The organism is Alphaproteobacteria bacterium (assembly GCA_017308135.1).
Classification (GTDB): domain Bacteria; phylum Pseudomonadota; class Alphaproteobacteria; order CACIAM-22H2; family CACIAM-22H2; genus Tagaea.
Map to the genome: position 1 here is coordinate 463543 of JAFKFM010000007.1, position 24209 is coordinate 487751.

Genomic DNA, 24209 nt, shown 5'->3' on the forward strand with positions numbered 1-24209 from the left:
GTCACACGGCGGCTTGCGCGGCCCCCGTGGTGTCGCGCAAATCGTTTTTGAGATGCGTCAGCGTATCGAGCGCGCGATCGACCAGATTGGCGATGCGCTGCGTCGTCTCGGGCGTGAGCGGTTGCTCGGCCTCGGCGACCGCACCGGCGATGGCGCCCAATTCGCGGGTCGCTTGCGCCACGCGGCGCAACGGATCGGTCGCGCGATGGGCGCAAGGCCCGCCCAGTTCCGCCACGCGGGCATCCAGCGCCTGACGATAGGATTCGAGGATATGCGCGCGCTCGCCCGCGACCACGCAGGCTGCATCGAGCGCCACGGCGTCTTCGGCTTGCAGGCGGTGGCGCTTGTTGTCGGGGTCCGCGCATTTGCGGAACAGCGACGCCGATTTGCCTGTGGCGGCGGCGATGCGCTCTTCCGGCAGCAGGCCCAAAGCGCGGTGCAATCCGGCGCGGATCGAAGCGATATCGCGCGGTTTTGTCATCGGACCGGTCCCCCTTAATAACCACAATCTTTCTGTGCCATTTCTGCGCGCGATTTGGACGCCCGGCACCCGGCGAATTGCCGCATCGCCAAGCCCCTGATAAAATGCGGAAATTCGACGGCTTGAAATTCGTCCGAGGAGGGCGCCATGGCGGGATGCATCGTCGGCTGGTCGCACGGCAAATTCGGCAAACGCGAGGGGCTCGACCTCGAAGCGTTGATCGCGGAAGTCGCGGTTCAGGCGATGGACGATGCGGGCGTGGCGCCCGGCGACGTCGACGAAATCTATGTCGGCCATTTCGGCGGCGGCTTCGTGAAGCAGGACTTCCCCGCCTCGCTCGTCTTCCAAGCGTCGGATGCGTTGCGCTTCAAACCGGCGACGCGCGTCGAGAACGCGTGCGCCACCGGTTCGGCCGCCGTGCATTTGGGGCTGACGTCGATCGCCGCGAAGAAAGCGCGCGTGGTGCTCGTGGTCGGCGTCGAGAAGATGACCGAAACGCCGGGCGACAAGATCGGCGAGATCTTGATGAAAGCCTCCTACGTCAAGGAGGAGGATCGCCCCGGCATGAGCTTCGCGGGCGTGTTCGGCCACATCGCGCAGCTTTACGCGCAACGTTACGGCGACCCGTCCGACGCGATGGCGAAGATCGCCGCGAAGAATCACAAGAACGGCGCCGTGAATCCTTACGCACAGTTGCGCAAGGATCTCGGCTACGAATTCTGCCGCACGGTGTCGGATAAGAATCCGCTGGTCGCGGGGCCGTTGCGCCGCACCGATTGCAGCTTGGTCTCCGATGGTGCGGCGGCCCTCGTGCTCGCCGACTTGCCGACGGCGCTGGCGTTGGGCGGCAAGGCGGTCGCCCTGCGCGCCACGGCGCAGGTGAACGATCTATTGCCGATGTCCAAACGCGACATCGTCGATTTTGAAGGTTGCGCTATGGCGTGGCGCAAGGCGCTGGGCGACGCGAAGCTCACGCTCGGCGATCTCGCTGCCGTCGAAACGCATGACTGCTTCACCATCGCCGAGTTGATCCAATACGAGGCGATGGGCTTGGCGCCGAAGGGCCAAGGCGGACGCGTCGCGATGGAAGGCCTCACCGAAAAGGACGGCAAATTGCCCGTCAACGCGTCGGGCGGACTCAAAGCCAAAGGCCATCCGATCGGCGCCACCGGCGTGTCGATGCACATCATGGCGGCGATGCAGGCCACGGGGCGTGCCGGCGACATGCAAGTGCCCAAGCCCGGCATCACCGGCGTTTTCAACATGGGCGGTGCCGCTGTCGCGAATTACGTCTCTATCTTGGAGCCTTTGCGTAGCTGACGGTACCCAAGGGCGATAGAGGGCTTGTCAGGACAACTGGGGCGCGCTAAGTGCCCCGGGCCATGAAAGGTCCCATTCTCCTCATCGATGCCTTCGAAGAATCGTTGCAGGCGTTGGCGGCCGGTCTTTCCGGTAAAGGCTATCAAACGGTGACGGCGCGCACGCCCGGCGATCCTTCGGTCGCGGGGCTGGCGATGGCGCCGAAGATCGCCGTGGTCGATGTCGATGGGCTCGACGACGAAATGATCGCCGACATGCCGCGCTTGAAGCGGCGCTGGCCGCATATGGGCGTGATCGCGCTGGCCCAGCCCCAGCGCGACAAGACCGACACCGAAATGCTGGCGGGGGCCCGCGCGGCGGGTGCCCACTTCCTGTCGATGAAGCCCGTGTCGCACGACGATCTTTCGCGCCGGATCGACGACCTCATGCGCAAGGGCTTCGGCGCCAAGCGCAAGCCGATGGCGCTGGTCGTCGACGACAGCGAGACGATCGGCGAAATCCTCAAAGCCTATCTGCGCAAGCGCGGCTACGATTCGGTCGTGAAGCCGACCTGGGAACAAGCGCTCGCGGGCTGGGACACGCTGGGGGCGGATATCGTCATCACCGATATCTTCATGCCCGGCATGGGCGGCGTGGAAGGCATCAAATACGTGCGCGAGCATTGGGGCCATCTGCCCGTGGTCGCGATCTCGGGCGGGCTCGACACGCGCATGACGCCCGACGACGCGCTGCTCGCCGCCAAAAAGATGGGGGCCGACGCCGCGATCTCGAAGCCGATTTCGGAGCGCCAAGTCGCCGACGCGCTTACGCGGCTTCTGCCGGCGTTTTGATCCGTTTTAAGGCGGGGATTTCTGTGAACCCCGCTGGTGCTGCCGCGGAGGATTGAACTCCGGACCTCGTCCTTACCAAGGACGCGCTCTACCACTGAGCTACGGCAGCGCTCGGGGCCTAGGGCGGACCCGAAAATCAGCGCGGGGCCGGGTCTATGCCATAGACGGGCCCGGGCCGCAACTCGCCTTGCGCGAGGGCCCCAACCGGCCCAAAATCGGGGTTATGGCGGCCCCGCCCAAGATGCTATCGCCCGAACTGGCCGAACCCCTGATCCGCGCCGCGGTGAAGGGCAAGGGCACGTTTTCATTGGGTCAAATCGCCGACGCCGTGGGCGCCCCCACGATGCAGGTCTTCTCGGTGCTGGAGCGCATGGTGACCGAGGGCAAATTGCGCCGCCTGACCGACGGGCGCACCGGCGGGGCGGCGGGCGGCATGGTGCCGACGACCGCCAAACCGCCGGCGATGGCCGGCTTGGGGCGTTAGGGTTTTTTGCGGAACTTACTTGCGGCGCGAATTCGCGTCGGCGAGGCGCGTCGAGGGGCGGCTTTGCGCCGGGCCCAGCGTCATGCAGTCCATATCGCGCTTGTCGAGCGCCCGGCACGCTTCGCGCGCTTGCGCCTGCGTGATGCCCAACAGGCGCGCGCGATAGCGCTTGCCCGCTTCGCTGATATCGACGGTCGCGTCGCTGAGATAGGTGGGCGCGATTTTCTGCGCGGCGTTGGCCGCACGGCGCGCGGCGTCGATGCGCGAGAAGGCGCCGACCTGCACGCCCCATTCTTCGGGCTTGTCGGCGTGTTCGACGGCGGAGGTTTGCTGCGCGCGCTGGGGCGGGTTGGCGCGCCGTGCCGGTGCGTTGCTGGGCGTGGCGCTGGTGGCTTGCGCGCGCGCGGGTGCGGCGTTGCGCGCGGGCGGCGCTTTCGCGACGCGCGTCGTGGCGACGGGCAGATCGCCGCGGCCGAAACCGGCGTCGAGCAGCTTGCCGGTATACTGATCGCGTTCCGACGGGTTCGGCCCGCCGATCACGGCGGCGACGATGCGCCGCCCGTCGCGCACGGCCGACGCGACCAGGTTGAAACCCGAGGCGCGGATATAGCCGGTCTTGATGCCGTCCGCGCCCTGATACCAGTTCATCAACCGGTTATGGTTCGCGTATTTGCGGCCTTCGAAGGTGAATTGCTGGGTCGAGAAGAACGCGTAGTGATGCGGATAACGCTTGATGATCTCGCGGCCCAGCGTGGCCATGTCGCGCACGGTGGTGATCTGCGCGTCGTTCGGCAAGCCGTGCGGGTTTTCGAAATTCGAGCGCGTCATGCCGATGTCGCGCGCGCGCTTGTTCATCATATCGGCGAACTTGGCTTCCGACCCGCCGAGACCTTCGGCCGCGACCATCGCCGCATCGTTGGCCGAACGCGTGACCATGCCCAGGATGATGTCGCGCACCGCCACGCGGTCGCCCGCTTGGAGATTGAGTTTCGTCGGCGCTTGACCGGCCGCGTATTCGGACACGTTCCAGCGCGTGTTGAGCGTGATCTTGCCCGCGTCGAGCGCTTCGAAGATCAGGAACAGCGTCATCATCTTGGTGAGCGACGCGGGGTGCCGGCGCTCGTCCGCACCTTGTTCGGACAGCACGCGGCCGGATTCGAAATCGACGACGATCGACGCGTAGCGCGCTTGCGCGGGTGCCGCACCGCCGATGACAATCGCCGTCAGCACGGCGAGGACCGGGAACAAGCGGACGAGGCGATGCGTTAGGATATTCAGAGCAGGGGTCACGCGAAAAGATTCCTGAAGTGAGTGGTTTTCGTGGCCCGAGTCTGGAGGGTGCGACTCGACGAATGTTTCAATTCGTTGCAGTCCGAACGATAATCGAGAGCGAATCTTGATGTCCATAAAAAACCGCGATTCCATGCCATTGGCGTCGTACTTTCGACTCGAATCGAGGATCCACATGAAACGCGTCGCGCTGTTGGGAATTGCTCTGGCGTTGGCCGCTTGCGCCGACACGTCGCGGGTCAACAACCCGGTCGTCGGGCGGTTCTCGTATTTCCAATACCTCGCCGGGCAAGACATCAAATCGGCCTGCGCTGCCGATGCGCCCGCGCGCTATCGGTTCGTCTACAACGCCGTATTCGACGAACAAGTCCGTAGCTACGACCTGATTCAGACGGAAGACGGCGGAAAATTGAACGTCACTGTCGGCAACTCGGAAATTCGGGTCTTCGAATTTCCCCTGTCCTGGCCGATCCGCCCGGAAGGCATCAAGCGCCAAGCCGAGGCCAATCTGAGCCGCGCCGATTATCTTGCCTTGATCCGCCAGGTCGAGGCCGACGGTTTCGGCGCCCCGGCGCAGGAAGGCATGCGCCTGCAATCCTATGATTTTTATTGGGCGGTCAGCGCCTGCGCGGGCGGCAAATTCCATTTCAACGCCTGGGTCAACCAGACGCCGGGTTTTGCCGCCTTGCGCTTCCCGCCGCTGCTTTACAGCCACGATACGACCAGCCTTCCGCCCGCCAAGCCCTTCGCCAACACCTATGGCGCCTATATCAGCCGGCGCACCGGCGACAACGGACCCGACCGGAATTTCGAGATGGTCGTCCGCAATGGCGAGCTCGGGAACATCCTGACGCCGTTCTGATCAGCGGAATACCGCCTGGCGGATTTCAGGCCTAAAAAAATCCCTCGTTGCCGCAAGGGTTTATGTTGCGGTGCGAGGGTTTTTTGTTGCGCCGCACAAAACTCCCTTGACGCTTGCGTTCGAGTGGCTATATTCGCGTCATGTTGCGCTGCACAAAGCGGCACAACCCCACTCGAGGACGACGAAGCGAAGGCGACCAAGATGGGCAAAGGCAAGTCGAAGCAACCGAGCAAAGCCGCGCCGAAGGCGCCGGCCCAAGCCGTTGCGGCCCCTGCCAAGCCCGTCCCGGCCGCGAAGCCCAGCCTTCCTCCCGTCCAAGTCGCGGCCGCTCCGGCGGTGCCTGCGGCCAAACCCGTCCCAGCCCCGGCCATCGGGGAACAGTTCATCAAAGGAACATTCGCCATGACCGATCAGTTCAAAGCGTTCTTCGACGTCAAGTCGTTCGACAAGTATTTCGGCGACGCCAAGTCCCAGGTCGAAAAGGCCTCGGCCCAGACGCTGAAGGCGTATGAAGACGCCGCCAAGTTCAACAAGGAAAACCTCGACGCGTTCGTCGTGGCCTCGACCACCTACGCCAAGGGCGTGGAATCGGTGTCGAAGTCGTGGGCCGCGTTCGCCCAGGAGACGTTCGAGGCTTCGGCCAACGTCGCCAAGGCGATGCTCGGCGCCAAGACACTGAAGGAAGCGGTCGACCTGCAGACCGATTTCGCCAAGACGACGTTCGACAAGTTCGTCGCCGAAGGCACGAAGGTCTCGGAAGCCTCGATCAAGGTGACGAACGAGGCGCTCGAGCCGATCAACGCCCGCGTCAACGTCGCGGTCGAAAAGATGCTGAAGCCCGCGCTGGCGGCCTAAAAGCCCCATCCGGCACTTCAAGCCGGCAAAGACCCGGTCGCCCGCAAGGGCGGCCGGGTTTTTCTTTTGCGGCGCCAGCCCCTTTATTCGCCCCGCCCGGATGCCATATCATCGGGCTGAAAGAGGGTTTCGGATTCCAGGATGAGCGAGGACAAAGATACCGATCGCACCGGCGGCGGCGACGACGGCTCGGGCATCGCGCTGCAAACGCGCACCCGCACCAAGAAGCCGGCGATGTACAAGGTGCTGATGCTCAACGACGATTACACGCCGATGGAATTCGTCGTGCACGTCTTGGAGCGGTTTTTCGGCAAATCCCGCCAGGAAGCGACGACGATCATGATGCATGTCCATCGCCGCGGCGTGGGCGTGTGCGGCGTGTTCACCTATGAAGTCGCCGAGACGAAAGTGAACCAAGTGACCGAATTCGCCCGGCGGAATCAGCATCCGCTGCGCTGCACACTCGAAAAAGAGTGAGAAGTTTTCCCGCATTCGCGGCTGTTTGCCGTCCATCACTGGCAAAGACACCGCAGCGCACTTACATTTATAGTCTTAGGACTCGCGCCGGGCGTCCCGGCGCGAGGCTTGCAAAGCCCGGCTTGTGGGCCGCTCCGCCGCAATTGCGCGACGGGGCGTGACGGAAAGGGAGCGGACCTCTCGATGCTGTCGCGCAATCTCGAACAGAGCCTGCACCGCGCGCTCGCCCTCGCCAACGAGCGGCGTCACGAGTATGCGACTCTCGAACATCTTCTGCTGGCCCTGACCGAAGATCAGGACGCGATCGCGGTCTTGCGCGCGTGCGGCGTCGATCTCGACAAGCTGCGCCGGGACTTGACCCAATATCTCGACAACGAACTCGCGGGGCTGGTCACCAGCCGCGGCGGCGAGGCGAAGCCCACGGCCGGCTTCCAGCGCGTGCTGCAACGCGCCGCGATCCATGTTCAATCCTCCGGCCGCGAGGAAGTGACCGGCGCCAACGTGCTGGTCGCGATGTTCTCCGAGCGCGAGAGCCATGCCGTCTATTTCCTGCAGGAGCAGGACATGTCGCGGCTCGACGCGGTCAACTATATCAGCCACGGCGTGGCCAAGGTGCCGGGCAAGTCCGAGCCGCGCCGCGTGCGCGGGGCGGACGAGGAGCAGACCACCGGCCAATCGGGCGAGCGCGGTCCCGCCGATCGCGGGCCCGAGCGTCAATCCGGCGGCGGCGAAGGCAAGCAAGGGGCGAAGCCCAAGGAAGGCGCCCTCCAGGCTTACTGCGTCAACCTCAACAAGAAGGCCGCGCAAGGCAAGATTGATCCGCTGATCGGCCGCGATGCCGAGGTCGAGCGCACGATCCAGATCCTGTGCCGGCGCTACAAGAACAACCCGCTTTACGTGGGCGATCCGGGCGTGGGCAAAACGGCAATCGCCGAAGGCCTCGCGCGCAAGGTCGTGAAGGGCGAAGTGCCCGAAGTGCTCCAGAACGCGGTGATCTACGCGATCGACATGGGCACGCTGCTGGCCGGCACGCGTTATCGCGGCGATTTCGAGGAACGGTTGAAGGCCGTTCTGTCGGAACTCGAAGCGCAGGAAAACGCGATCCTGTTCATCGACGAAATCCACACCGTGATCGGTGCGGGCGCCACTTCGGGCGGCTCGATGGACGCATCGAACTTGCTGAAGCCCGCCCTCGCTTCGGGCGGCCTGCGCTGCATCGGCTCGACGACCTACAAGGAATACCGGACCTATTTCGAAAAGGACCGCGCGCTGGTCCGCCGCTTCCAGAAGATCGACGTCAACGAACCGTCGGTCGAGGACGCGATCAAGATCCTCGAAGGCATCAAGCCTTACTACGAGGAGCATCATAAGGTCCGCTACACCAAGGACGCGGTGCGCGCGGCCGTCGAATTGTCGGCGCGCTACGTCAACGACCGCAAGCTGCCCGACAAGGCGATCGACGTGATCGACGAAGTGGGGGCGGCGCAAATGCTATTGCCGGCCGCACGCCGCAAGAAGACGATCAACGTGAAGGACGTCGAAGCGGCCGTCGCCAAGATCGCGCGCATTCCTCCCAAATCGGTTTCGACCGACGACAAGGAAGTGCTGCAGAATCTCGACAAGCAGTTGAAGGGCGTCGTGTTCGGCCAGGACAAGGCGATCGAAGCCTTGTGCGCGGCGATCAAGCTGGCGCGCGCCGGTTTGCGCGAACCCGAAAAGCCGATCGGCTCATATCTGTTCTCCGGCCCCACGGGTGTCGGCAAGACGGAAGTCGCGCGCCAATTGGCCTTGTCGCTGGGCGTCGAGTTGAAGCGCTTCGACATGTCCGAATACATGGAGCGCCACACGGTCTCGCGTTTGATCGGCGCCCCGCCGGGCTATGTCGGTTTCGATCAGGGCGGTCTGCTGACCGACGCGATCGACCAGCATCCGCATTGCGTGCTGCTGCTCGACGAAATCGAGAAGGCGCATCCCGATCTCTATAACATCCTGCTCCAGGTCATGGATCACGGGAAGTTGACGGATCACAACGGCAAGAACGTCGATTTCCGCAACGTGATCCTGATCATGACCACGAACGCCGGTGCGGCCGAACAGGCCAAGCCCGCGATCGGTTTCGGCAACGAAATGCGCGTGGGCGAGGACGAGGAAGCGATCAAGCGGATGTTCACGCCGGAATTCCGCAACCGTCTGGACGCGACGGTGGCTTTCGCGCGGCTGTCGCCGGAGGTCATCAACAAGGTCGTCGACAAATTCGTCGGCGAGTTGGAGCGCCAGCTGACCGACCGTCAGGTCGTTCTGTCGGTGTCGGACGAGGCGCGCACCTGGCTCGCCGAGAAGGGCTACGACGAGCTCTACGGGGCCCGTCCGCTCGGCCGCGTGATCCAGGAGAATATCAAGAAGCCGCTGGCGGACGAGCTGCTGTTCGGCCGTCTGGCGAAGGGCGGCAAGGTCCGCGTGAAGGTCGAAAACGGCAAGCTCGCTTTCGACTACCCGCCGCCGGCCAATCCTGAAAAGGACGTTCCCAAACTCCCCGCGATGGTGGAGTAGAAGAAACGGGCGGGGGAAACCCCGCCCGTTTCGCTTTTTGGCGGAATCGCGCGATACTCGACCGATGTCGCAGCAAACGATTCTTCCCCGCAAGCATTTCGCCAATGGGCGGACGATCTTCCGCACCGGCGACGCGGGCGACGCGGCTTACGTGATCGAAAGCGGCACGGTCGATATCGTGCGCAATGTCGGCGGCCAGACCAAGCGCATCGCCCAGCTCGCCGCCGGCGAGATTTTCGGCGAGATGGCGCTGATCGACGGCAAGAAGCGCATGGCGGACGCCATCGCTTCGACCAACGTGACCGTCATTCTGGTCTCGGCCGATCAATTCACCGAGAAGATGCGCGCGGCCGATCCGTTCGTGCGCGCCTTGCTGCGCATGTTCGTCGAAAATCTGCGCGTGATGACGCGCAACGCCCTGATCTCGCAAACGCAGAACGAAGTGCTGCGCGCCAAGCTCAAGGAAATGGGCGTCGAAATCAAAAACGACGTCGATCCCAAAGCGCCGCCGGCGTAAGCGTCACGCCGCGCGTTTGGCCTTCAACGCGCTGGCCGCCCGCCAGAATCCCAAACCGTCCCCATCGACGAAATGGACATGCCGGTCGGCCATGAAATCGCCGACCAGGCAGGTAATCGTCGTGCTGTCGGCGCGCGCCGTGCCGAACGCGATGGCGCCCGCGTTCTCCTCGCGCGCCAGGGCGGCCTGGATCGCGGCCTCTTCCGCATCTGTCACATCGAGCACGAAGCGCGGGCCGCCGGCGAGTTTGCGGTGGTCCGAACGCTCGGCGAGGCCGCGCGTGTAGTTTTTCGTGTCGATGCGGCCCCATTTGCCGCCCAGCGCGTGGACGGTCTTCAGGATCATCATGCCGCCGACCGCCGCCGCCAAGCGCTTGAGCCTTGCGCCCGGTTTCTGCGCGCGCATCTCGTTGCGCAAGGCGCGCCAAGCGGGGATCCCTTTGGGTTCGAGATCGCCGCCATCGCCCAGTGGTGCTGCGGTCGCGCCCGGCACGATGCGCTCGAAATCGGCCAGCAAGCGCGCCAGGGCCGCTTCGCCCGCCGCACCGGGGGCGGGATCGACGATCACGCACAGCACATGGCCGCGCCGTGAAGGGACCGGCTGCCAGCGGCAGGACAAGCCCTCGATGCCCGGCAACTCGCCCGGTGCCGGGGCGATGCGCCATTTGCCGTCGGCTTTGACCCAAGCGTCGGCCGCCGCGATGCCCGAGCCGAGGAACTGCCCGAACACATTGCCGCCGCCGAAATCCTGCAACGCCGCGCGCGCGTCGTGGCCCGCGTCGATCAATGCCTTGACGGGCACGAGGCCGACGCGCAGCGGAATGTCGATCTCCGCCGCCGCCCAATGCGCCAGCGCCGCCAATGCGGTGCGCGTCGCGGCTTCGCAGCCCGGCGATACGGCGGCGATGGCGCCGTCGCCGCCGAATTGGCAGGCGGTCATGTCGGGCGGCCGGGTCGCGACGGTGGACAGCACGGCGACCGCCGCCCCGGCGACGAAATTCACGTCGCGGTCGCGGCCGGCACCTGCGAGCTTAGTGCTCGCCTCCACATCCGCGACGGCGAGGAACCAATCGGGCCCCAGCGCCTGATAACGCGCGGGGTCGTAGCCTTCGCGCGCGAAATCGCGGATCGCGGGCAGGCTCATTTGTAGGGCCCTTCGGCGGCGAGTTCGTCGATATGCGCGCGCATCGCGTCGTCCTCGGCGCGGCAGAAATCGCGCACGGCTTTCTCGAAGCCCGGATCGCGCAGCGCATGCGCACTCCAGGTCGACACGGGCATATAGCCGCGTTGCAGCTTGTGTTCGCCTTGCGCACCCGCCTCGACGCGCTTTAATCCGCGCGCAATCGCAAAGTCGAGCGCTTGGTAGTAGCACGCCTCGAAATGCAGGAACGGCAGATCGACCGAAGCGCCCCAATTGCGGCCATAGAGCGTATCGGCGCCGATGAGGTTCAAGGCGCCGCACACCCACTCGCCGTCTTTGCGGCCCAGGATCAGCAGCACCTTGTCGGCTAGGCGATCATGCAGCAGATCGAAGAAGCGTCGCGTGAGATAGGGATTGCCCCATTTGCGGTCGGACGTCGAGATATAGAACGCGAAGAACGCGCTCCAATGCTCGCGCAGCAAATCGCCGCCGGTCAGGCCCACGAATTCGATGCCGGTCGCGGCGATGTCGCGCCGCTCGCGCTTGATCGCCTTGCGCCGCGAATGGGATAGCGCCCCCAGAAAATCGTCGAAGCTGCCATAGCCGCGATTTTCCCAATGGAATTGCACGCCTCTTCGCAACGCGAAGCCGTTCTCCGCCAACAATTCGGCGTCGCTTTGGTCGCAGAAGGTGACATGCAGCGACGACACGCCGCTTGAGCGCGGCAAACCGGCCAGGGTTTGTGCGAGGCCTTCGCGCACCGCGTCGCGGCTTTCGCCGGGGCGCGCGAGCAGCCTTGCGCCGGGAACGGGCGTGAACGGCACGCAAGCTTGCAGCTTCGGGTAATAGCGCCCGCCCGCGTTCTGATAGGCCTGCGCCCAGCTATGGTCGAAGACGTATTCACCCTGGCTATGGCTTTTGGCGTAGAGCGGCACGGCGCCGACAAGTGTGCCCGCGTCGTCGCGCGCGACCAGGTGATGCGCCGCCCAGCCGGTGCGCGGGCCCACACTGCCCGAATCCTCCAGCGCCGACAGGAAGGCGTGACCGAGGAACGGATTATCCGTACCCGCGCACGCATCCCATTCGGCGGGGGTGATCGCGGCCAGGCTTTCGACCGCGTCGATCTTCAGCGTCAGCGCGCCATCGGGCATGGGCCCAGGATAGCGCTATTTCGCGATCATGCGAGTTCGAAGATCGCGTCGATCTCGACCGCCACGCCGCGCGGCAGCGACGACGTGCCGACGGCGGCGCGCGCATGCTTGCCCTTGTCGCCGAAAACTTCGACGATCATGTCCGACGCCCCGTTGATGACGGCGGGGTGGTCGGTGAATTCGGGTGTGGCGTTGACGAAGCCGCCCAGGCGCACGCAGCGCGCGACCTTGTCGAGATCGCCGCCGGCGGCGGTCTTGAGATGCGACAGGATGCTGAGCGCGCACAGGCGCGCGGCCTGCTGGCCTTCCGCCACGCCGAATTCGCGGCCGAGCTTGCCTAAAAATTCCGGTTTGCCGTCTTTCTGGGAAATCTGGCCGGCGATGAACACGAGCTTGCCGGTGACGACATAGGGCACGTAATTCGCGGCCGGGGCGGAGCCGGGGGGCAATTCGATGCCGAGTTGCTTCAAGCGGGCGTCGATCGTGCCGGTCATGGGTATTTCCCTTCGCTGGAGGCGGAAAAGGGCGCGACGATAGCGGCCCCATTCGGGTTACGCCAGGGGGCTTGCCGGGCGGGCGCGGCTCGCCCATCATCTTTCCATGCGCTCGAAACTTTTCCGCATTGGCGTCGCGGCCGGGATGGCGTTGGCCTTGGGGGCTTGCGTCGCCAATCCCGGCGATGGCTCTCGTCCGCAAACCGCCTCCGAGCAACCGGGGCTGCGCTCGACGCCCGAAGGCTTGGCGCTGGTACGCCTCGCCATGATGCATCGGCGCGGCGACGGCGTGGCGCAGGATCTGGGCGAAATGCGCAAGCTGCTCGTCCAAGCGATGGGCAAGGGCGAGCCGGTCGCCTATGTCGAGATGGGCTTGCTCGCCGCCAATGGCGACGCAGGCGTGCCGAAGGACGAAGTCTCGGCCGTCAAAATGTTCGAGCGCGCATGGTCCGCGCGCCTGCCCTCGGCCGCGTTTTTTCTCGCGCAAGCGCATTACAACGGGCGCGGCGTGACGCGCGACCTCGCCTCGGCGCGCGAGTGGAGTTTGCGCGGCGCCGAACTGGGCGATTCGCGCGCGCAATTCATGTACGGCGTGATGAACGATATCGGCGAGGGCGGCCCGCAAGACGCCAAGATCGCCGTCGATTGGTATCGCCGCTCGGCGGCGCAGAACAACGCCGCCGCGATGAACAATCTCGCCTCGCTGTTCGCCGCCGGACGCGGCATCGATCGCAACGATCCCGCCGCTTTCGCGCTGTATGAACGCGCGGCGGCGCTCAATAACGCCTCCGCGCTCAACAATATGGGCCGCTGGTATCGCGACGGACGATTGGTCGCGCGCGACGACGGGCGCGCGGTCGATTTTTTCCGCCGTGCGGTGCGTCTGGGCGATCGCGGGGCGATGAACAACCTCGCCGGCATGTACGAAACCGGGCGCGGCGTGGCGCGCGATCCCGCCGAGGCGGCGAAGCTTTATCGGCGCGCCGCCGGGCTCGATCCGGAGCGGGGCTCCTGAGCTTGATCTCGCGTCGCAGCGCTTTGGCGGGGCTCGCGTTGTTCGCGGCGCCGGCTTACGGCCAAGCGCGGCCATCTATTTTCGCGCCGCAGATCGATTACACCGCGATCGGCTGGTTCGGGCGCGACGCCAAGCGTTCGGCGCGCATTCATCGCACGCGCGACGCGATCCGCTATCACGCGACCGACGGGATCGAGCATGTGGTGATCGCAAGGCTCGATCGCGACAAGGCGTGGCTGGCGGCGCCCGCCTTGCGCGTCGCGTTCGAAACCGATTTGACCGGGCTGGGCTTGCCGCCCGCGATTTTGCGCGGGCGCGGCTTCCAGGAATCGCCGATCCGGGCGACGACGGTCGACGGCGTGCCCGCGTCGCAATTGCGCGTGAAGCGCGATGCGGCGGATGTGGCGCTCGACGCGACGGCGCTGGTCGATCGGCGCGGCGTGTTGTGGCGCCTGGAAGGGACGGGCACGGTCGGCGGTCAGCCCGGCCGTCTCGATTGGAATTTCGAGGACGTGACGCCGGGAAGATTCGACGCGGCGTTGTTCGAAGCGCCCGCCGATATCCGCGTCGTGCCGGTCGCGGGGGAGACCTTGCTTCTCACGCTGCGCCGCTTCGGGATGATCCGTTAGTTTTTCGCGCCGGCGGGTGCGCCGATCGCGCGCGGGGCGGGGCGCGACAGCACGTCCTTCACGCCCGCGGCGGTCTGCGCCAAAAGATTGGTCGCTTCGCCGATCGACGCGGTCTTGGGCATATGGGTCCAGGCGGACGACCATCCATTGACCTTGACGTAAAGCTCCTCGACCACCGGCCGCGCCTCGCGGATGTAGAGGATCGCGGGCATCGCCTCGACGTAGAAATTGACGCCCTTCACCGCGCGGTCGTAGAGCATGCTGGCGTTGTAGACATGCGTGCCGATGATTTTGCCCGCGCGTTTCAACGCGTCCTCCAGATCGCGGACCTGGGCGGAAAGCGGCTTGTCCGACAGGATCGCCGGGATGGGCCGCAGATCCTGCACCTTCACCGCGCAATCGATCACCCAGCGCCACAGCTTGCGCCAAATCTCGACCTTCACCATGCCGCGCAGCATTTCCTGCTGCAGCGTGTGCTGCATGTCGATGGGGTTGAGGCGCGACGGCGGCACGCCCGATTTGGCGAGGCGCTGCACGAGGCGCGCATAGGCTTCGTTGAAGGCTTGCTTGTTGCGGATCGGCTGCGGCTTGTAGTTGCCGATCGCGGTGACGATGTCGTTGATGAAGCGCTCGCAGCTTTCCTCGGGCTGGGGCAGCGGGCGCAAATAGAGAAGCGAGGCTTCGGGCAAAGGCTGGCCGAACACGACCTCGTCGACGATACCCAGGCCCAGCACCTGGGAGACGAGTTCGACGAGACGGCGGTTGTAGTCGGAGCCCGGATCGTAATCGCGCATCAGCGACGCGTCGGAGCCCGAGCGCACGAATTGGATGCCCGTCTCCTGGCCCGTCTGGTTGAGGTTCATCACCACGTCCAGGCGGCCGCGCTCGGCGTCGAAGCGGATCGGCGCGTCGGCGAAGGCGCCGGTCGATTCCTTGAAGCGGAAGCAGCTGCTGCGCCCGATATCCTCGAAGATCTCGCGATCGATATCGCTTTCCTTGCCGGGCACGTGGCGCATCAACAGGCCTTCGACGCCTTCGGCGGCCAGGCGCAGCATCTCGCGCAAGCCGCGATCGTCGTATTTGTCGATATCCTCGCCCGGCCGGCGCGGATCGTTACCCTGGATCGCCATGGAGATTTGGTAGCAAGGGGTGTTCCACCCAGCAAGCTAATCCGGAATTTTTACGGTTATAATTTTGACGCGGGCTATTTAGAGCGTGCCGCCGCAACGAAAAAGGGCCGGGATTTCTCCCGGCCCTTTTCGCGTTTCGCGATTTCGCGCGGCTTACGAGCAGCCGCTGGTCGAGCCGCAATCGATGCACTTGGTGCAGGTCCCGTTGCGCACCATCGCCATCGAGCCGCAGGTCTCGCACGGATCGCCCGTGTAGCCCTTCATGCGCGCTTCGCGGATCTTGTCCATCTTCGAAGCGCCCTTGGCCGGGGCGGCTTCCATCGCCGTGCCGATCGCCGCGGCGACCGCTTCGATCGCGAAGCCGATAGGCTGCTTGTCGCCTTCGGCTTGTGCCGGGGCTTCCGCCGGTTCGGCGAGACCGACCGTCGCTTCGTCTTCGACTTCCGGTTCGAGCAGATCGACATCGCCCGCCAGCGCCACGGCCGACGAGGCCGGCGCGCCGCCCGGCAGCACCTTGAAGCGCTGACGCACGAAGCCGGTCGACGCGACCTTCTTGACCGCGTCGAGCGCGGCGGCCGCGGCGGCCGAACCCGCACCCGGCAGGGTCGAATCCTTCTCGCCCTTGCCCATCGCGTCGGGTTCGAGATCGTCCTGCACCACATGGGCGAGGTCGTCGCGGCCGAGATACGACACGGCGAGTTCGCGGAAGATGTAGTCGAGGATCGACGTCGCGTTCTTGATCGCGTCGTTGCCCTGGACGATGCCGTTGGGCTCGAAACGCGTGAAGGTGAACGCTTCGACGTATTCCTCGAGCGGCACGCCGTATTGCAGGCCGATCGACACGGCGATGGCGAAATTGTTCATCAAGCTGCGGAAGGCGGCACCTTCCTTGTGCATGTCGATGAACAGCTCGCCGACCTTGCCGTCTTCGTATTCGCCGGTGCGCAGATACACCTTGTGGCCGCCGATCACCGCCTTCTGGGTGTAACCCTTGCGGCGGTTGGGCAGGCGCGCGCGGGCGGTGGCTGCCACGCGTTCCACGATGCGCTCGACGATCTTCTCGACCTTCACGATTTGCGGGGCGGTGGTGATCGCCTCGACTTCCTCGTGCAGGTCGATGTCGTCGCCGACGATCGCGGCGAGCGGCTGCGACAGCTTCGAGCCGTCGCGATAGAGCGCGTTGGCCTTCAAGCACAGGCGCCACGACAGCAGATAGGCGTCCTTGCAATCCTCGACCGTCGCCTGGTTGGGCATGTTGATGGTCTTGGAGATCGCCCCCGAGATGAACGGCTGTGCCGCCGCCATCATGTGGATGTGGCTATCGACCGACAAATAGCGCTTGCCGTTGCGCCCGCACGGATTGGCGCAGTCGAACACCGAAAGATGCTCTTCCTTGAGGTGCGGGGCGCCTTCCAGCGTCATCGAGCCCGAGCACCAGGTGTTTGCGGCTTCGATCTCGGCCTTCGAGAAGCCCAACGCGGCCAGCATGTCGAACGCCGGATCGTCGAGCTGTTCCTTGGTCAGCTTCAGCGTGTTGAGGCAGAACTCCTCGCCCAGCGTCCACTTGTTGAAGGCGAACTTGATGTCGAACGCCGACTTCAAGGCGCCTTCCAACGTGTCGATCTGCGCTTGGCCGAAGCCCTTGGCCTTCAAGGCGCCATGGCTGACGGCGTTGGAGCCCTTCAGCGTGCCGTGACCCACCGCGTAGGCGATGATGTCGTCGATCTGCGACTGGCTGTAGCCCAGCGTCGCGAGGCCGACGGGCACGACGCGGTTGATGATCTTGAAGTAGCCGCCGCCGGCCAGCTTCTTGAACTTCACCAGCGCGAAGTCCGGTTCGATGCCGGTCGTGTCGCAATCCATGACCAGGCCGATCGTGCCGGTGGGCGCGATGACCGTGGCTTGGGCGTTGCGATAGCCGTGGGCGACACCCAGTTCCAGCGCGTCGTCCCACGCCTTGCGCGCGGCGTCGATCAGGCGCGGATCGGGGCAATGCTTCGCGGGCAGCGGCACGGGCAGGATCGTCAGGCCTTCATAGCCCGACGCCTCGCCATAGGCCGCGCGGCGATGGTTGCGGATGACGCGCAGCATGTGCTCGCGGTTGGGCTCGTAGCCGGGGAAGGCGCCGAGCTCGGCGGCCATTTCGGCGGACGTGGCGTAGCTGACACCCGTCATGATCGCCGTGATGGCGCCCGCGATCGCGCGGCCTTCGTCGCTGTCATAGCCGAGGCCCATCGCCATCAGCAGACCGCCGATATTGGCGAAGCCCAGACCCAGCGTGCGGTACTCGTAGGAGAGTTCCGCGATGCGCTTGGACGGGAACTGCGCCATCAGCACCGAGATTTCGAGGGTCACCGTCCACAGGCGGCAAGCATGCTCGAAAGCGGGCGCGTCGAACGAGCCGTCTTCGCGGCGCAGCGCCAGCAGATTGACCGAGGCGAGGTTGCACGCCGTGTCGTCGAGGAACATGTATTCCGAGCACGGGTTCGAGGCGTTGATGCGCCCCGATTCCGGGCAGGTGTGCCACTCGTTGATCGTCGTGTCGTATTGCAGGCCCGGATCGGCCGAGGCCCAGGCGGCTTCGCCGATCTTGTCCCACAGCGCCTTGGCGTCGACCGATTTATGGATCTTGCCGTCGGTGCGGCGGATCAGTTCCCACTTGCCGTTGTCGAGCACGGCTTGGAGGAACGCGTTGGTCACGCGCACCGAGTTGTTCGAGTTCTGGCCCGAAACGGTCAGATAGGCTTCCGAATCCCAATCCGTGTCGTAGGATTTGAAGTCGATCTTTTCGAAGCCTTGCTTGGCGAACTGGATGACGCGCTGGATATAGTTCTCGGGGATCAGTACCTTGCGCGCGGCCTTGATGGCGCCGCGCAGCGCGGTGTTCTTCTTCGGATCGTAACCGGCGTCGCCCGCCGATTTGTCGCACGCGGCCATGATCTCGTTGAGATGCTTGGCGGCGAGGCGCGAGCCCGCGACGAGGGCCGCGACCTTCTGTTCCTCGACGACCTTCCAGTCGATGTAGTTCTCGATATCCGGATGGTCGATATCGACCGTCACCATCTTGGCCGCGCGGCGCGTCGTGCCGCCCGACTTGATGGCGCCCGCGGCGCGATCGCCGATCTTCAGGAAGCTCATCAGGCCCGACGACTTGCCGCCGCCCGACAGCTTCTCGCTCTCGCCGCGCAAGCGCGAGAAGTTCGAGCCCGTGCCCGAGCCGTATTTGAACAGGCGCGCTTCGCGTACCCACAAATCCATGATGCCGCCCTCGTTGACGAGGTCGTCTTCGACGGATTGGATGAAGCAGGCATGCGGCTGCGGATGCTCGTAGGCCGAGGTCGACGCCGTCAGCTTGCCGGTGCGGAAATCGACGTAGAAATGGCCCTGGCCGGGGCCGTCGATGCCATAGGCCCAGTGCAGGCCGGTGTTGAACCATTGCGGCGAGTTCGGCGCCGCGATCTGCGCGGCCAGCATGTAGCGCATCTCGTCGAAATAGGCGCGGGCGTCGGCTTCGGAATCGAAATAGCCGCCCTTCCAGCCCCAGTACGTCCACGTACCGGCGAGGCGATCGAAGACCTGTTTGGCGGAATTTTCGCCGACATTGCGCGCGTTCTCCGGCAGCTTGGCCAGTGCGGCTTCGTCGGCCTTCTTGCGCCACAGCCACGACGGCACGTCGTTTTCTTCGACGGCCTTCAACGCGGCGGGCAAGCCGCGCTTGCGGAAATACTTTTGCGCCAGCACGTCGCACGCGACCTGCGACCAGCCGGCGGGGACGTCGATGTCCTTCGCCTGGAAGACGACCGAGCCGTCGGGGTTCTTGATTTCGCTGTTCGTGGTCGTAAACGCGATGCTCGCGTAAGCATCGGCCCCGTCCGTCGTAAAGCGCCGCTCGATCCGCATCCTAGCCTCCAGCCGTCTTCGATCCCGATGTGCGCGGCCTCTCTCGGCCCGCTTCATCGCCTGATTGCTTGAGCCGATCGCGCGTGACCCGTTGCCGGACAAAGCGCAGAATCAGCCCCCGTCTTCGCCGACTCGTCCCCCGATCCCGAATGTTGCGGGTGAAAACCGCTCACTAGATTTCGTGGTGGATGGCGAAGCTCGTTACCAAATGTTGAACAAACCCCGGATTCACCCGCAACAGGATTTTGGCGAGATCACGGCAAGAACCACAAAATGTAGATACGACAACTAGATACAGGGGGTGCCTCGACGGGAAACCGCTAAAATCCAGGGCGAAAACCGTCAAGCGCTTATTTTCAGCGCGATATCAAGGCACTAACGATGGGTTCGAATATGTCCGGAGCTTGGTGTGCAATGCAGCATGAGCTGTTGCAAACCTGTCATATTTCGGATTTTTTCAAATAATTTCAGCGATCTAATTCTACACCGGGTAAAATGTATAATTCTGAAGTTCATGGAAAGACGGCATTGGCCGCGCGACGCGAGGAATTTGCGGTGCCGCGTCGCGCTCGATCCGGCTTCGGCGGACCCGAAACGGGGACGCGACTCCCCCAAATGCTTGAAACCGTCATGCGCGACTCCCCCGAAGGAATCGGGGCCGCGACCGCGGACAGCGAACGCGATTCCGCCCCGGCATTCTGGACGACTCGCGAAGCCGCGTGCGATAGTCCGCCCGCTTCAAGGGACGGGCATTTATGACCATCGGGACGTTGATCTATACGTGGCTGCGCGGCGAAGAAATGGGCCGCGACGAATTCGGCAATCGCTATTTCCGCGACAAGACCGGCTTGAAACGCGCGCGGCGCGAAAAGCGCTGGGTCGTGTACGAGGGCGAGGCCGAAGCGTCGAAAGTGCCGCCCGATTGGCATGCCTGGCTGCATCATCTGATGGCCGAGCCGCCGCCCGCGTCGGGCCTGCCCACGCGCAAGCCCTGGCAGGCGCCGCACCAGCCCAATCTGACGGGCTCGCCCCAGGCCTATCGTCCGCCGGGACATGATTTCCAGGGCGGCCAGCGCGCGAAGGCGACGGGCGATTACGAACCCTGGACGCCGAACTGATTCCGCCGCATAGCTGAGGCGGTCATTCGCGAATCGGATCGAGGACGATGGGCAAGAATCTGGTCGAAACGCTGATGGGCGCGCTTGTGCTGGTCGTGGCCGGCATGTTCGTCGTGTTCGCCTATTCGACGGCCGATATCCGCCCCGTGCGCGGCTATCAGGTGACCGCGAAATTCCAGAGCATCGACGGCGTGCGCATCGGCACCGACGTGAAGCTCGCGGGCATCAAGATCGGTTCGGTCCTCGCGCAATCGCTCGATCCCGAGACCTACGAAGCGGTGCTGACGCTGTCGATCGACGCGCATGTGAAGTTGCCGCGCGATACGTCGGCCCAGATCACCAGCGAAGGCTTGCTGGGCGGTACCTATCTCGCGCTGTCGCCGGGCTCGGACGACAAGATGCTGGCCGCGGGCGGCACGATCCAGTTCACCCAATCGCCGGTCAATCTCGTGCAGCTGCTCGGCCGCTTCATCTTCAATTCGGCCGAAAGCGCCACCCAGCAACCGGCCAAGCCGAACTGAAGCGCCGGCGCGGCCGCCCCCCATGAGCGCGTCCGCCAAAGGCCGCGACCAGCGGCTCGATTTCTTCCGCGGCCTCGGGCTGCTGTTCATCTTCATCAACCATATTCCCGACAACGCGTTCTCGTTCCTGACGCTCGCGAATTTCCTGTTCTGCGACGCGGCCGAGATCTTCGTTTTCCTGTCGGGCTACGCCGCCGCGTTGGTGTTCGGACGGCGCGCGCGCGCCGACGGCACGGCCTATGCGATGGCCAACGTGATGGCGCGCGTCTGGACGCTCTATGTCGCGCATATCTTTTTGTTCGTGATCTACACGGCCCAGGTCGCGTGGACGGCGCAGAATTTCGACAACCCGCTGTTCATCGAGGAAATGCAGATCGCCGCGTTCCTCGACCGGCCGCATGTCGCGATCGTGCAGGCGCTGCTGCTGGCGCATCAGCCGCTGTTCATGAACATCCTGCCGCTTTATATCGCGCTGCTGCTGGGCTTCGCGCTGCTGCTGCCGCTGATCCCGCGCTACGGCCGCTATCTGCTGGTGCTGTCGGCGGCGGTCTATATCGGCGTGCCGATCTTCGATTGGAATCTGCCCGGCTATCCCGAAGGCGGTTGGTTCTTCAATCCCTTCGCATGGCAGTTCCTGTTCGCACTGGGGATTTTCTGCGGCTGGCGTTCGGGCGTGGACGGCGAGCCGGTCGGCGTGCCGTATTGGGTTTTCTGGGCGGCGGCGATTTTCCTGGCCGCGACCATCCCGGTCCGCACATGGATCACGATCGGCTATTATTTCGATACCGTGCCGATCGCCTTCGCCGAAGCGATCTACAAATTCGCCGACAAGACCAACGAAGGCCCGCTGCGGTTGCTCAGCATTCTCGCGTTGTGCGCCGTCGTGGTGTGGCGTGTGCCCCGCGATGCGGCCTGGCTCAATCTGCGCTGGGCCAGGGCCATCACGCGCTGCGGCACGAACTCACTCGCCATATTCTGTCTGGGGATTTTCCTCTCGGTCCTGGGCCATGCGGCCTTGGTCGAATACGGCGCGTCGGTCGCCAATCAAGCGGTGGTGACGGCGGCGGGATGCTTCATTCTGCTGTCCCTCGCCAAGCTGTTTTCTTGGTATAAGGCGCAAGGCAAGCCGCGCAAAGGTGAGGGCTGATCCATGGCGGGGCGTGGGTCACGATTGAGGTTCTGGGCGTCGATGGGGGTGGCGTTGATCGCCGCGTCGTTCGCCCATGCCCAAACCCCGACGGTGAACACGATGCCCGAAGCGTGCCGCGTGCCGGCTTCGGTCTTCGTCACCGACGCGAAGCTCGTCCACACGTCCAAGCGCGTCGTGCTCGAAAAACGCCTGTCGATCGTCGCGATCGGCTCGTCCTCGACGATGGGCATGGGCGCTTCGTCCGCCGACGCGGCCTGGCCCGCCCGGCTCGAGGCCGATCTGCGCCGCCGTTTGCCCAATGTCGCCGTCACGGTGCAGAATCGCGCCAAGCCGCGCGAGACCGCCGATCAGATGGCCAAGCGATTGGCCAAAGACGTGCTGTCGCTCAAGCCCGATCTGGTCGTCTGGGAAACCGGCACGGCGGACGCCGTGCGCTCGATCGATCTCGATCAATTCGGCACGACGCTGGAGGACGGGATCGCGGCGATCGCCGCCGCCAAAGCCGATACGCTGCTGGTGACGCCGCAATACGCGCGCGACACGGTGCGCCTGATCGGTTTCCAGCCTTATATCGATGCGATGAACCAGGCGGGCTTGCGGCACGACGTGGCGATTTTCCCGCGCTACGAGACGATGCGCCATTGGATCGAAAGCGGGCAGATGAAACTCGAAAACGTGCCGCGCGAGGAAATGACCAAGGTGGCCGACATGCTTTACGACTGCCTGGGCCGCCAGATCGCGCGCGTCGTGCTGCGCGCGATGAATCTGCCGAAAGATTTCCTTTTCACACCCACGCGCTGACGAATATTTGCGTCGCATTGTGTCGGGCTGTGACAGGTGTCACTGCCGCCATAATTCGGCCACGCCATATTGACATCGTGCAATTCGACACGATGTGACTGGTGGTGGAGGACAACGATGCGAAACGGAATTTTATTCGCGCCGTTCGCGTGGCTGTGCCGGACCTTCGGCCAATCGGCCTGCGTGCTGGCGATGGTGGTTCTCGTCGCCGCGACGGGGCAGGGGGCGGCCATCCTGTTGCGCGACGCCCATAATCCGCCTTCCGCCGCCGGTCCGGTCGCCAATGCGCCGGTCGAAATCGGCCTGCGCCAGCCGGGCCAGCGCGGCTTCCAGGAAGTGCCGCGCCGGGCGGATAGCGGCCTGCCGGAAGATCCCTACGACGTCGATACGGCCGCCGAATACGGCCGTTAAACCGGTTCTTGCGCGCCTTGCGACAAGGGGTTAAGTCCGCGCTGACCATGCGCGTTCTTTTCCCCCTTGCCGCGATCCTGTGCGTGCTTGCCGCCCCGGCCGGGGCGCAAACGGCGCCGGCTGCGTCGTGGCGCACGCTGGAAACGGCGCAGCTCCAGACGCTGGATAAGGTCACGGGCCGCGTGCGCACGCTCGAAGCGCCGGTGGAACGCGAAGTGATGCTCGGCACGTTGTCGGTCGTCGTGCGCGCCTGCCGCAAGCGCCCGCCGGAGGAGCCGCCCGAGAGTGCGGCCTATCTCGACGTGGTCGAGCGCAAATCGGGCGAGCAGGCGCAAAGCGTGTTCCGGGGCTGGATGTTCGCTTCCGCCCCCGCCGTGTCGGCGATGGATCACCCGGTCTACGATATCTGGGTCGTCGGCTGCCGTTAGGCGCGGCCGATCAGTTTGGAAAACTCGGCGTCGATGCGCGTTTGCGGAATTTCCGCGAACGGCGCTTCGCCTTTCAAGGCGCGCGCCAAGCGCCGGCGATATTCGGCGCGCGAAATCTCGACCGTGCCGAAACGCGCCATGTGCTCGGTCGTCATTTGCGTGTCGAGCAGCACGAAGCCGCCCGCGCGCAACCGCGCCACAAGATGGACGAGGGCGGCTTTCGACGCGTCGTCTTTGCGCGCGAACATGCTTTCGCCGAAAAACGCCGACCCCAATCGCACGCCATAGAGTCCGCCGGCGAGTTCGCCGTCGGCCCAGGCCTCCACCGAATGCGCGTAGCCGGCTTCGTGAAGTTCGCGATAGAGATCGCGGATCGTATTGTTGATCCAGGTCGACGGCCGCGCCGCGCAACCCTCCATCACCGCCGCGAACGCCGTGTCGAGGCGGAATTCGAACGGGGCTTTGCGCAGGCGCTTGGCGAGCGAGCGGGGGATATGCACGCCATCGAGCGGCAGCACGCCGCGCGGATCGGGATCGTACCAGCCGATTTCCGGGTCGTCGGCCGTCTGCGCCATCGGGAAAACCCCGTTGGCGTAGGCCCACAGCAGATGGCGGTAAGTCAGACTCTCCATCGCTGCGGGCATCGCCGCGGCGC

Annotated in this window: 24 protein-coding genes and 1 tRNA gene; 16 read left to right on the plus strand and 9 right to left on the minus strand. The window is 64.8% G+C overall.

From position 1 onward, the window contains the following. Position 1 precedes the first annotated feature (1 nt). Positions 2–481 carry a hypothetical protein gene (locus tag J0H39_06675; GenBank protein MBN9496420.1) on the minus strand — a complete coding sequence of 160 codons (480 nt, stop codon included), beginning with the start codon at positions 479–481 and terminating at the stop codon, positions 2–4. 147 nt (positions 482–628) lie between these two features. On the opposite strand from J0H39_06675, the gene J0H39_06680 reads away from it, so the two are divergent. Continuing rightward, positions 629–1801, plus strand: coding sequence for an acetyl-CoA acetyltransferase (locus J0H39_06680; protein MBN9496421.1), 1173 nt, complete (start codon positions 629–631; stop codon positions 1799–1801). Between the two features lie 62 nt (positions 1802–1863). Then, positions 1864–2631 carry a response regulator gene (locus J0H39_06685; GenBank protein MBN9496422.1) on the plus strand — a complete coding sequence of 256 codons (768 nt, stop codon included), beginning with the start codon at positions 1864–1866 and terminating at the stop codon, positions 2629–2631. Between the two features lie 34 nt (positions 2632–2665). Here J0H39_06685 and J0H39_06690 read toward each other — a convergent pair. Next, positions 2666–2740 (minus strand) — tRNA-Thr (locus J0H39_06690). A gap of 114 nt (positions 2741–2854) precedes the next feature. On the opposite strand from J0H39_06690, the gene J0H39_06695 reads away from it, so the two are divergent. Next, the gene (locus tag J0H39_06695) at positions 2855–3115 is read left to right on the plus strand and encodes a hypothetical protein (protein ID MBN9496423.1); all 261 of its coding nucleotides are present in this window, start codon (positions 2855–2857) and stop codon (positions 3113–3115) included. A 15-nt stretch (positions 3116–3130) separates the two neighbouring features. Here the strand turns inward: J0H39_06695 and J0H39_06700 are convergent, their stop codons facing one another. After that, on the minus strand, positions 3131–4405 hold the full coding sequence (locus tag J0H39_06700) for a D-alanyl-D-alanine carboxypeptidase (protein ID MBN9496424.1): 1275 nt from the start codon (positions 4403–4405) through the stop codon (positions 3131–3133). Positions 4406–4580: 175 nt separating this feature from the next. Here J0H39_06700 and J0H39_06705 point away from each other — a divergent pair, with 175 nt between their 5' ends. The 5 genes from J0H39_06705 (at position 4581) to J0H39_06725 (ending at position 9666) form a co-directional block, all read left to right on the plus strand. Continuing rightward, positions 4581–5267: a hypothetical protein gene (locus J0H39_06705; protein MBN9496425.1), complete on the plus strand. Its 687-nt coding sequence runs from the start codon at positions 4581–4583 to the stop codon at positions 5265–5267. Positions 5268–5669: 402 nt separating this feature from the next. Next, positions 5670–6122, plus strand: coding sequence for a TIGR01841 family phasin (gene phaP, locus J0H39_06710; GenBank protein MBN9496426.1), 453 nt, complete (start codon positions 5670–5672; stop codon positions 6120–6122). A gap of 141 nt (positions 6123–6263) precedes the next feature. Next, positions 6264–6599: an ATP-dependent Clp protease adapter ClpS gene (gene clpS / locus J0H39_06715; GenBank protein ID MBN9496427.1), complete on the plus strand. Its 336-nt coding sequence runs from the start codon at positions 6264–6266 to the stop codon at positions 6597–6599. A 183-nt stretch (positions 6600–6782) separates the two neighbouring features. Then, positions 6783–9149 carry an ATP-dependent Clp protease ATP-binding subunit ClpA gene (gene clpA / locus J0H39_06720; protein MBN9496428.1) on the plus strand — a complete coding sequence of 789 codons (2367 nt, stop codon included), beginning with the start codon at positions 6783–6785 and terminating at the stop codon, positions 9147–9149. 64 nt (positions 9150–9213) lie between these two features. Next, positions 9214–9666: a cyclic nucleotide-binding domain-containing protein gene (locus J0H39_06725; protein MBN9496429.1), complete on the plus strand. Its 453-nt coding sequence runs from the start codon at positions 9214–9216 to the stop codon at positions 9664–9666. 3 nt (positions 9667–9669) lie between these two features. On the opposite strand, the gene J0H39_06730 is transcribed toward J0H39_06725, so the two are convergent. Genes J0H39_06730 through J0H39_06740 form a run of 3 tightly spaced genes read right to left on the minus strand, consistent with a single transcriptional unit; the run spans position 9670 to position 12451 of the window. After that, positions 9670–10809, minus strand: a complete 1140-nt coding sequence (locus J0H39_06730; GenBank protein MBN9496430.1) for a DUF3095 family protein — start codon at positions 10807–10809, stop codon at positions 9670–9672. Further along, positions 10806–11957 (minus strand): N-acetyltransferase, encoded by a 1152-nt coding sequence (locus tag J0H39_06735; protein ID MBN9496431.1) that lies wholly within the window; start codon positions 11955–11957, stop codon positions 10806–10808. The genes J0H39_06730 and J0H39_06735 overlap by 4 nt, the downstream gene beginning before the upstream one ends. Before the next feature lie 26 nt (positions 11958–11983). After that, positions 11984–12451, minus strand: coding sequence for a RidA family protein (locus tag J0H39_06740; protein ID MBN9496432.1), 468 nt, complete (start codon positions 12449–12451; stop codon positions 11984–11986). A gap of 106 nt (positions 12452–12557) precedes the next feature. Here J0H39_06740 and J0H39_06745 point away from each other — a divergent pair, with 106 nt between their 5' ends. Next, entirely contained in the window at positions 12558–13466 is a 909-nt protein-coding gene (locus J0H39_06745; protein MBN9496433.1) for a sel1 repeat family protein, read from the plus strand. A 2-nt stretch (positions 13467–13468) separates the two neighbouring features. Next, positions 13469–14095 (plus strand): hypothetical protein, encoded by a 627-nt coding sequence (locus J0H39_06750; GenBank protein MBN9496434.1) that lies wholly within the window; start codon positions 13469–13471, stop codon positions 14093–14095. Here the strand turns inward: J0H39_06750 and J0H39_06755 are convergent. Both J0H39_06755 and J0H39_06760 read right to left on the minus strand, forming a co-directional pair. Next, positions 14092–15225 carry a hypothetical protein gene (locus tag J0H39_06755; protein MBN9496435.1) on the minus strand — a complete coding sequence of 378 codons (1134 nt, stop codon included), beginning with the start codon at positions 15223–15225 and terminating at the stop codon, positions 14092–14094. The two genes, J0H39_06750 and J0H39_06755, sit on opposite strands and share 4 nt — an antisense overlap. A 153-nt stretch (positions 15226–15378) precedes the next feature. Further along, a complete protein-coding gene (locus J0H39_06760) occupies positions 15379–19125 on the minus strand; it encodes a vitamin B12-dependent ribonucleotide reductase (GenBank protein MBN9496436.1) in 3747 nt (1248 codons plus the stop codon). Positions 19126–19880: 755 nt separating this feature from the next. On the opposite strand from J0H39_06760, the gene J0H39_06765 reads away from it, so the two are divergent. The 6 genes from J0H39_06765 (at position 19881) to J0H39_06790 (ending at position 23554) form a co-directional block, all read left to right on the plus strand. Continuing rightward, positions 19881–20243 (plus strand): NADH:ubiquinone oxidoreductase subunit NDUFA12, encoded by a 363-nt coding sequence (locus J0H39_06765; GenBank protein MBN9496437.1) that lies wholly within the window; start codon positions 19881–19883, stop codon positions 20241–20243. A 47-nt stretch (positions 20244–20290) separates the two neighbouring features. Beyond that, positions 20291–20764 (plus strand): outer membrane lipid asymmetry maintenance protein MlaD, encoded by a 474-nt coding sequence (gene mlaD / locus J0H39_06770; protein MBN9496438.1) that lies wholly within the window; start codon positions 20291–20293, stop codon positions 20762–20764. 22 nt (positions 20765–20786) lie between these two features. Further along, entirely contained in the window at positions 20787–21911 is a 1125-nt protein-coding gene (locus tag J0H39_06775; protein MBN9496439.1) for an OpgC domain-containing protein, read from the plus strand. Positions 21912–21959: 48 nt separating this feature from the next. Beyond that, the gene (locus J0H39_06780; protein ID MBN9496440.1) at positions 21960–22715 is read left to right on the plus strand and encodes a hypothetical protein; all 756 of its coding nucleotides are present in this window, start codon (positions 21960–21962) and stop codon (positions 22713–22715) included. Between the two features lie 117 nt (positions 22716–22832). Beyond that, positions 22833–23126 carry a hypothetical protein gene (locus J0H39_06785; protein MBN9496441.1) on the plus strand — a complete coding sequence of 98 codons (294 nt, stop codon included), beginning with the start codon at positions 22833–22835 and terminating at the stop codon, positions 23124–23126. Between the two features lie 47 nt (positions 23127–23173). Next, complete coding sequence (locus J0H39_06790) at positions 23174–23554, plus strand: DUF2155 domain-containing protein (GenBank protein MBN9496442.1); 381 nt, start codon at positions 23174–23176, stop codon at positions 23552–23554. Here the strand turns inward: J0H39_06790 and J0H39_06795 are convergent. After that, positions 23551–24186: a leucyl/phenylalanyl-tRNA--protein transferase gene (locus J0H39_06795; protein ID MBN9496443.1), complete on the minus strand. Its 636-nt coding sequence runs from the start codon at positions 24184–24186 to the stop codon at positions 23551–23553. The genes J0H39_06790 and J0H39_06795 overlap by 4 nt on opposite strands. Positions 24187–24209 lie beyond the last annotated feature (23 nt).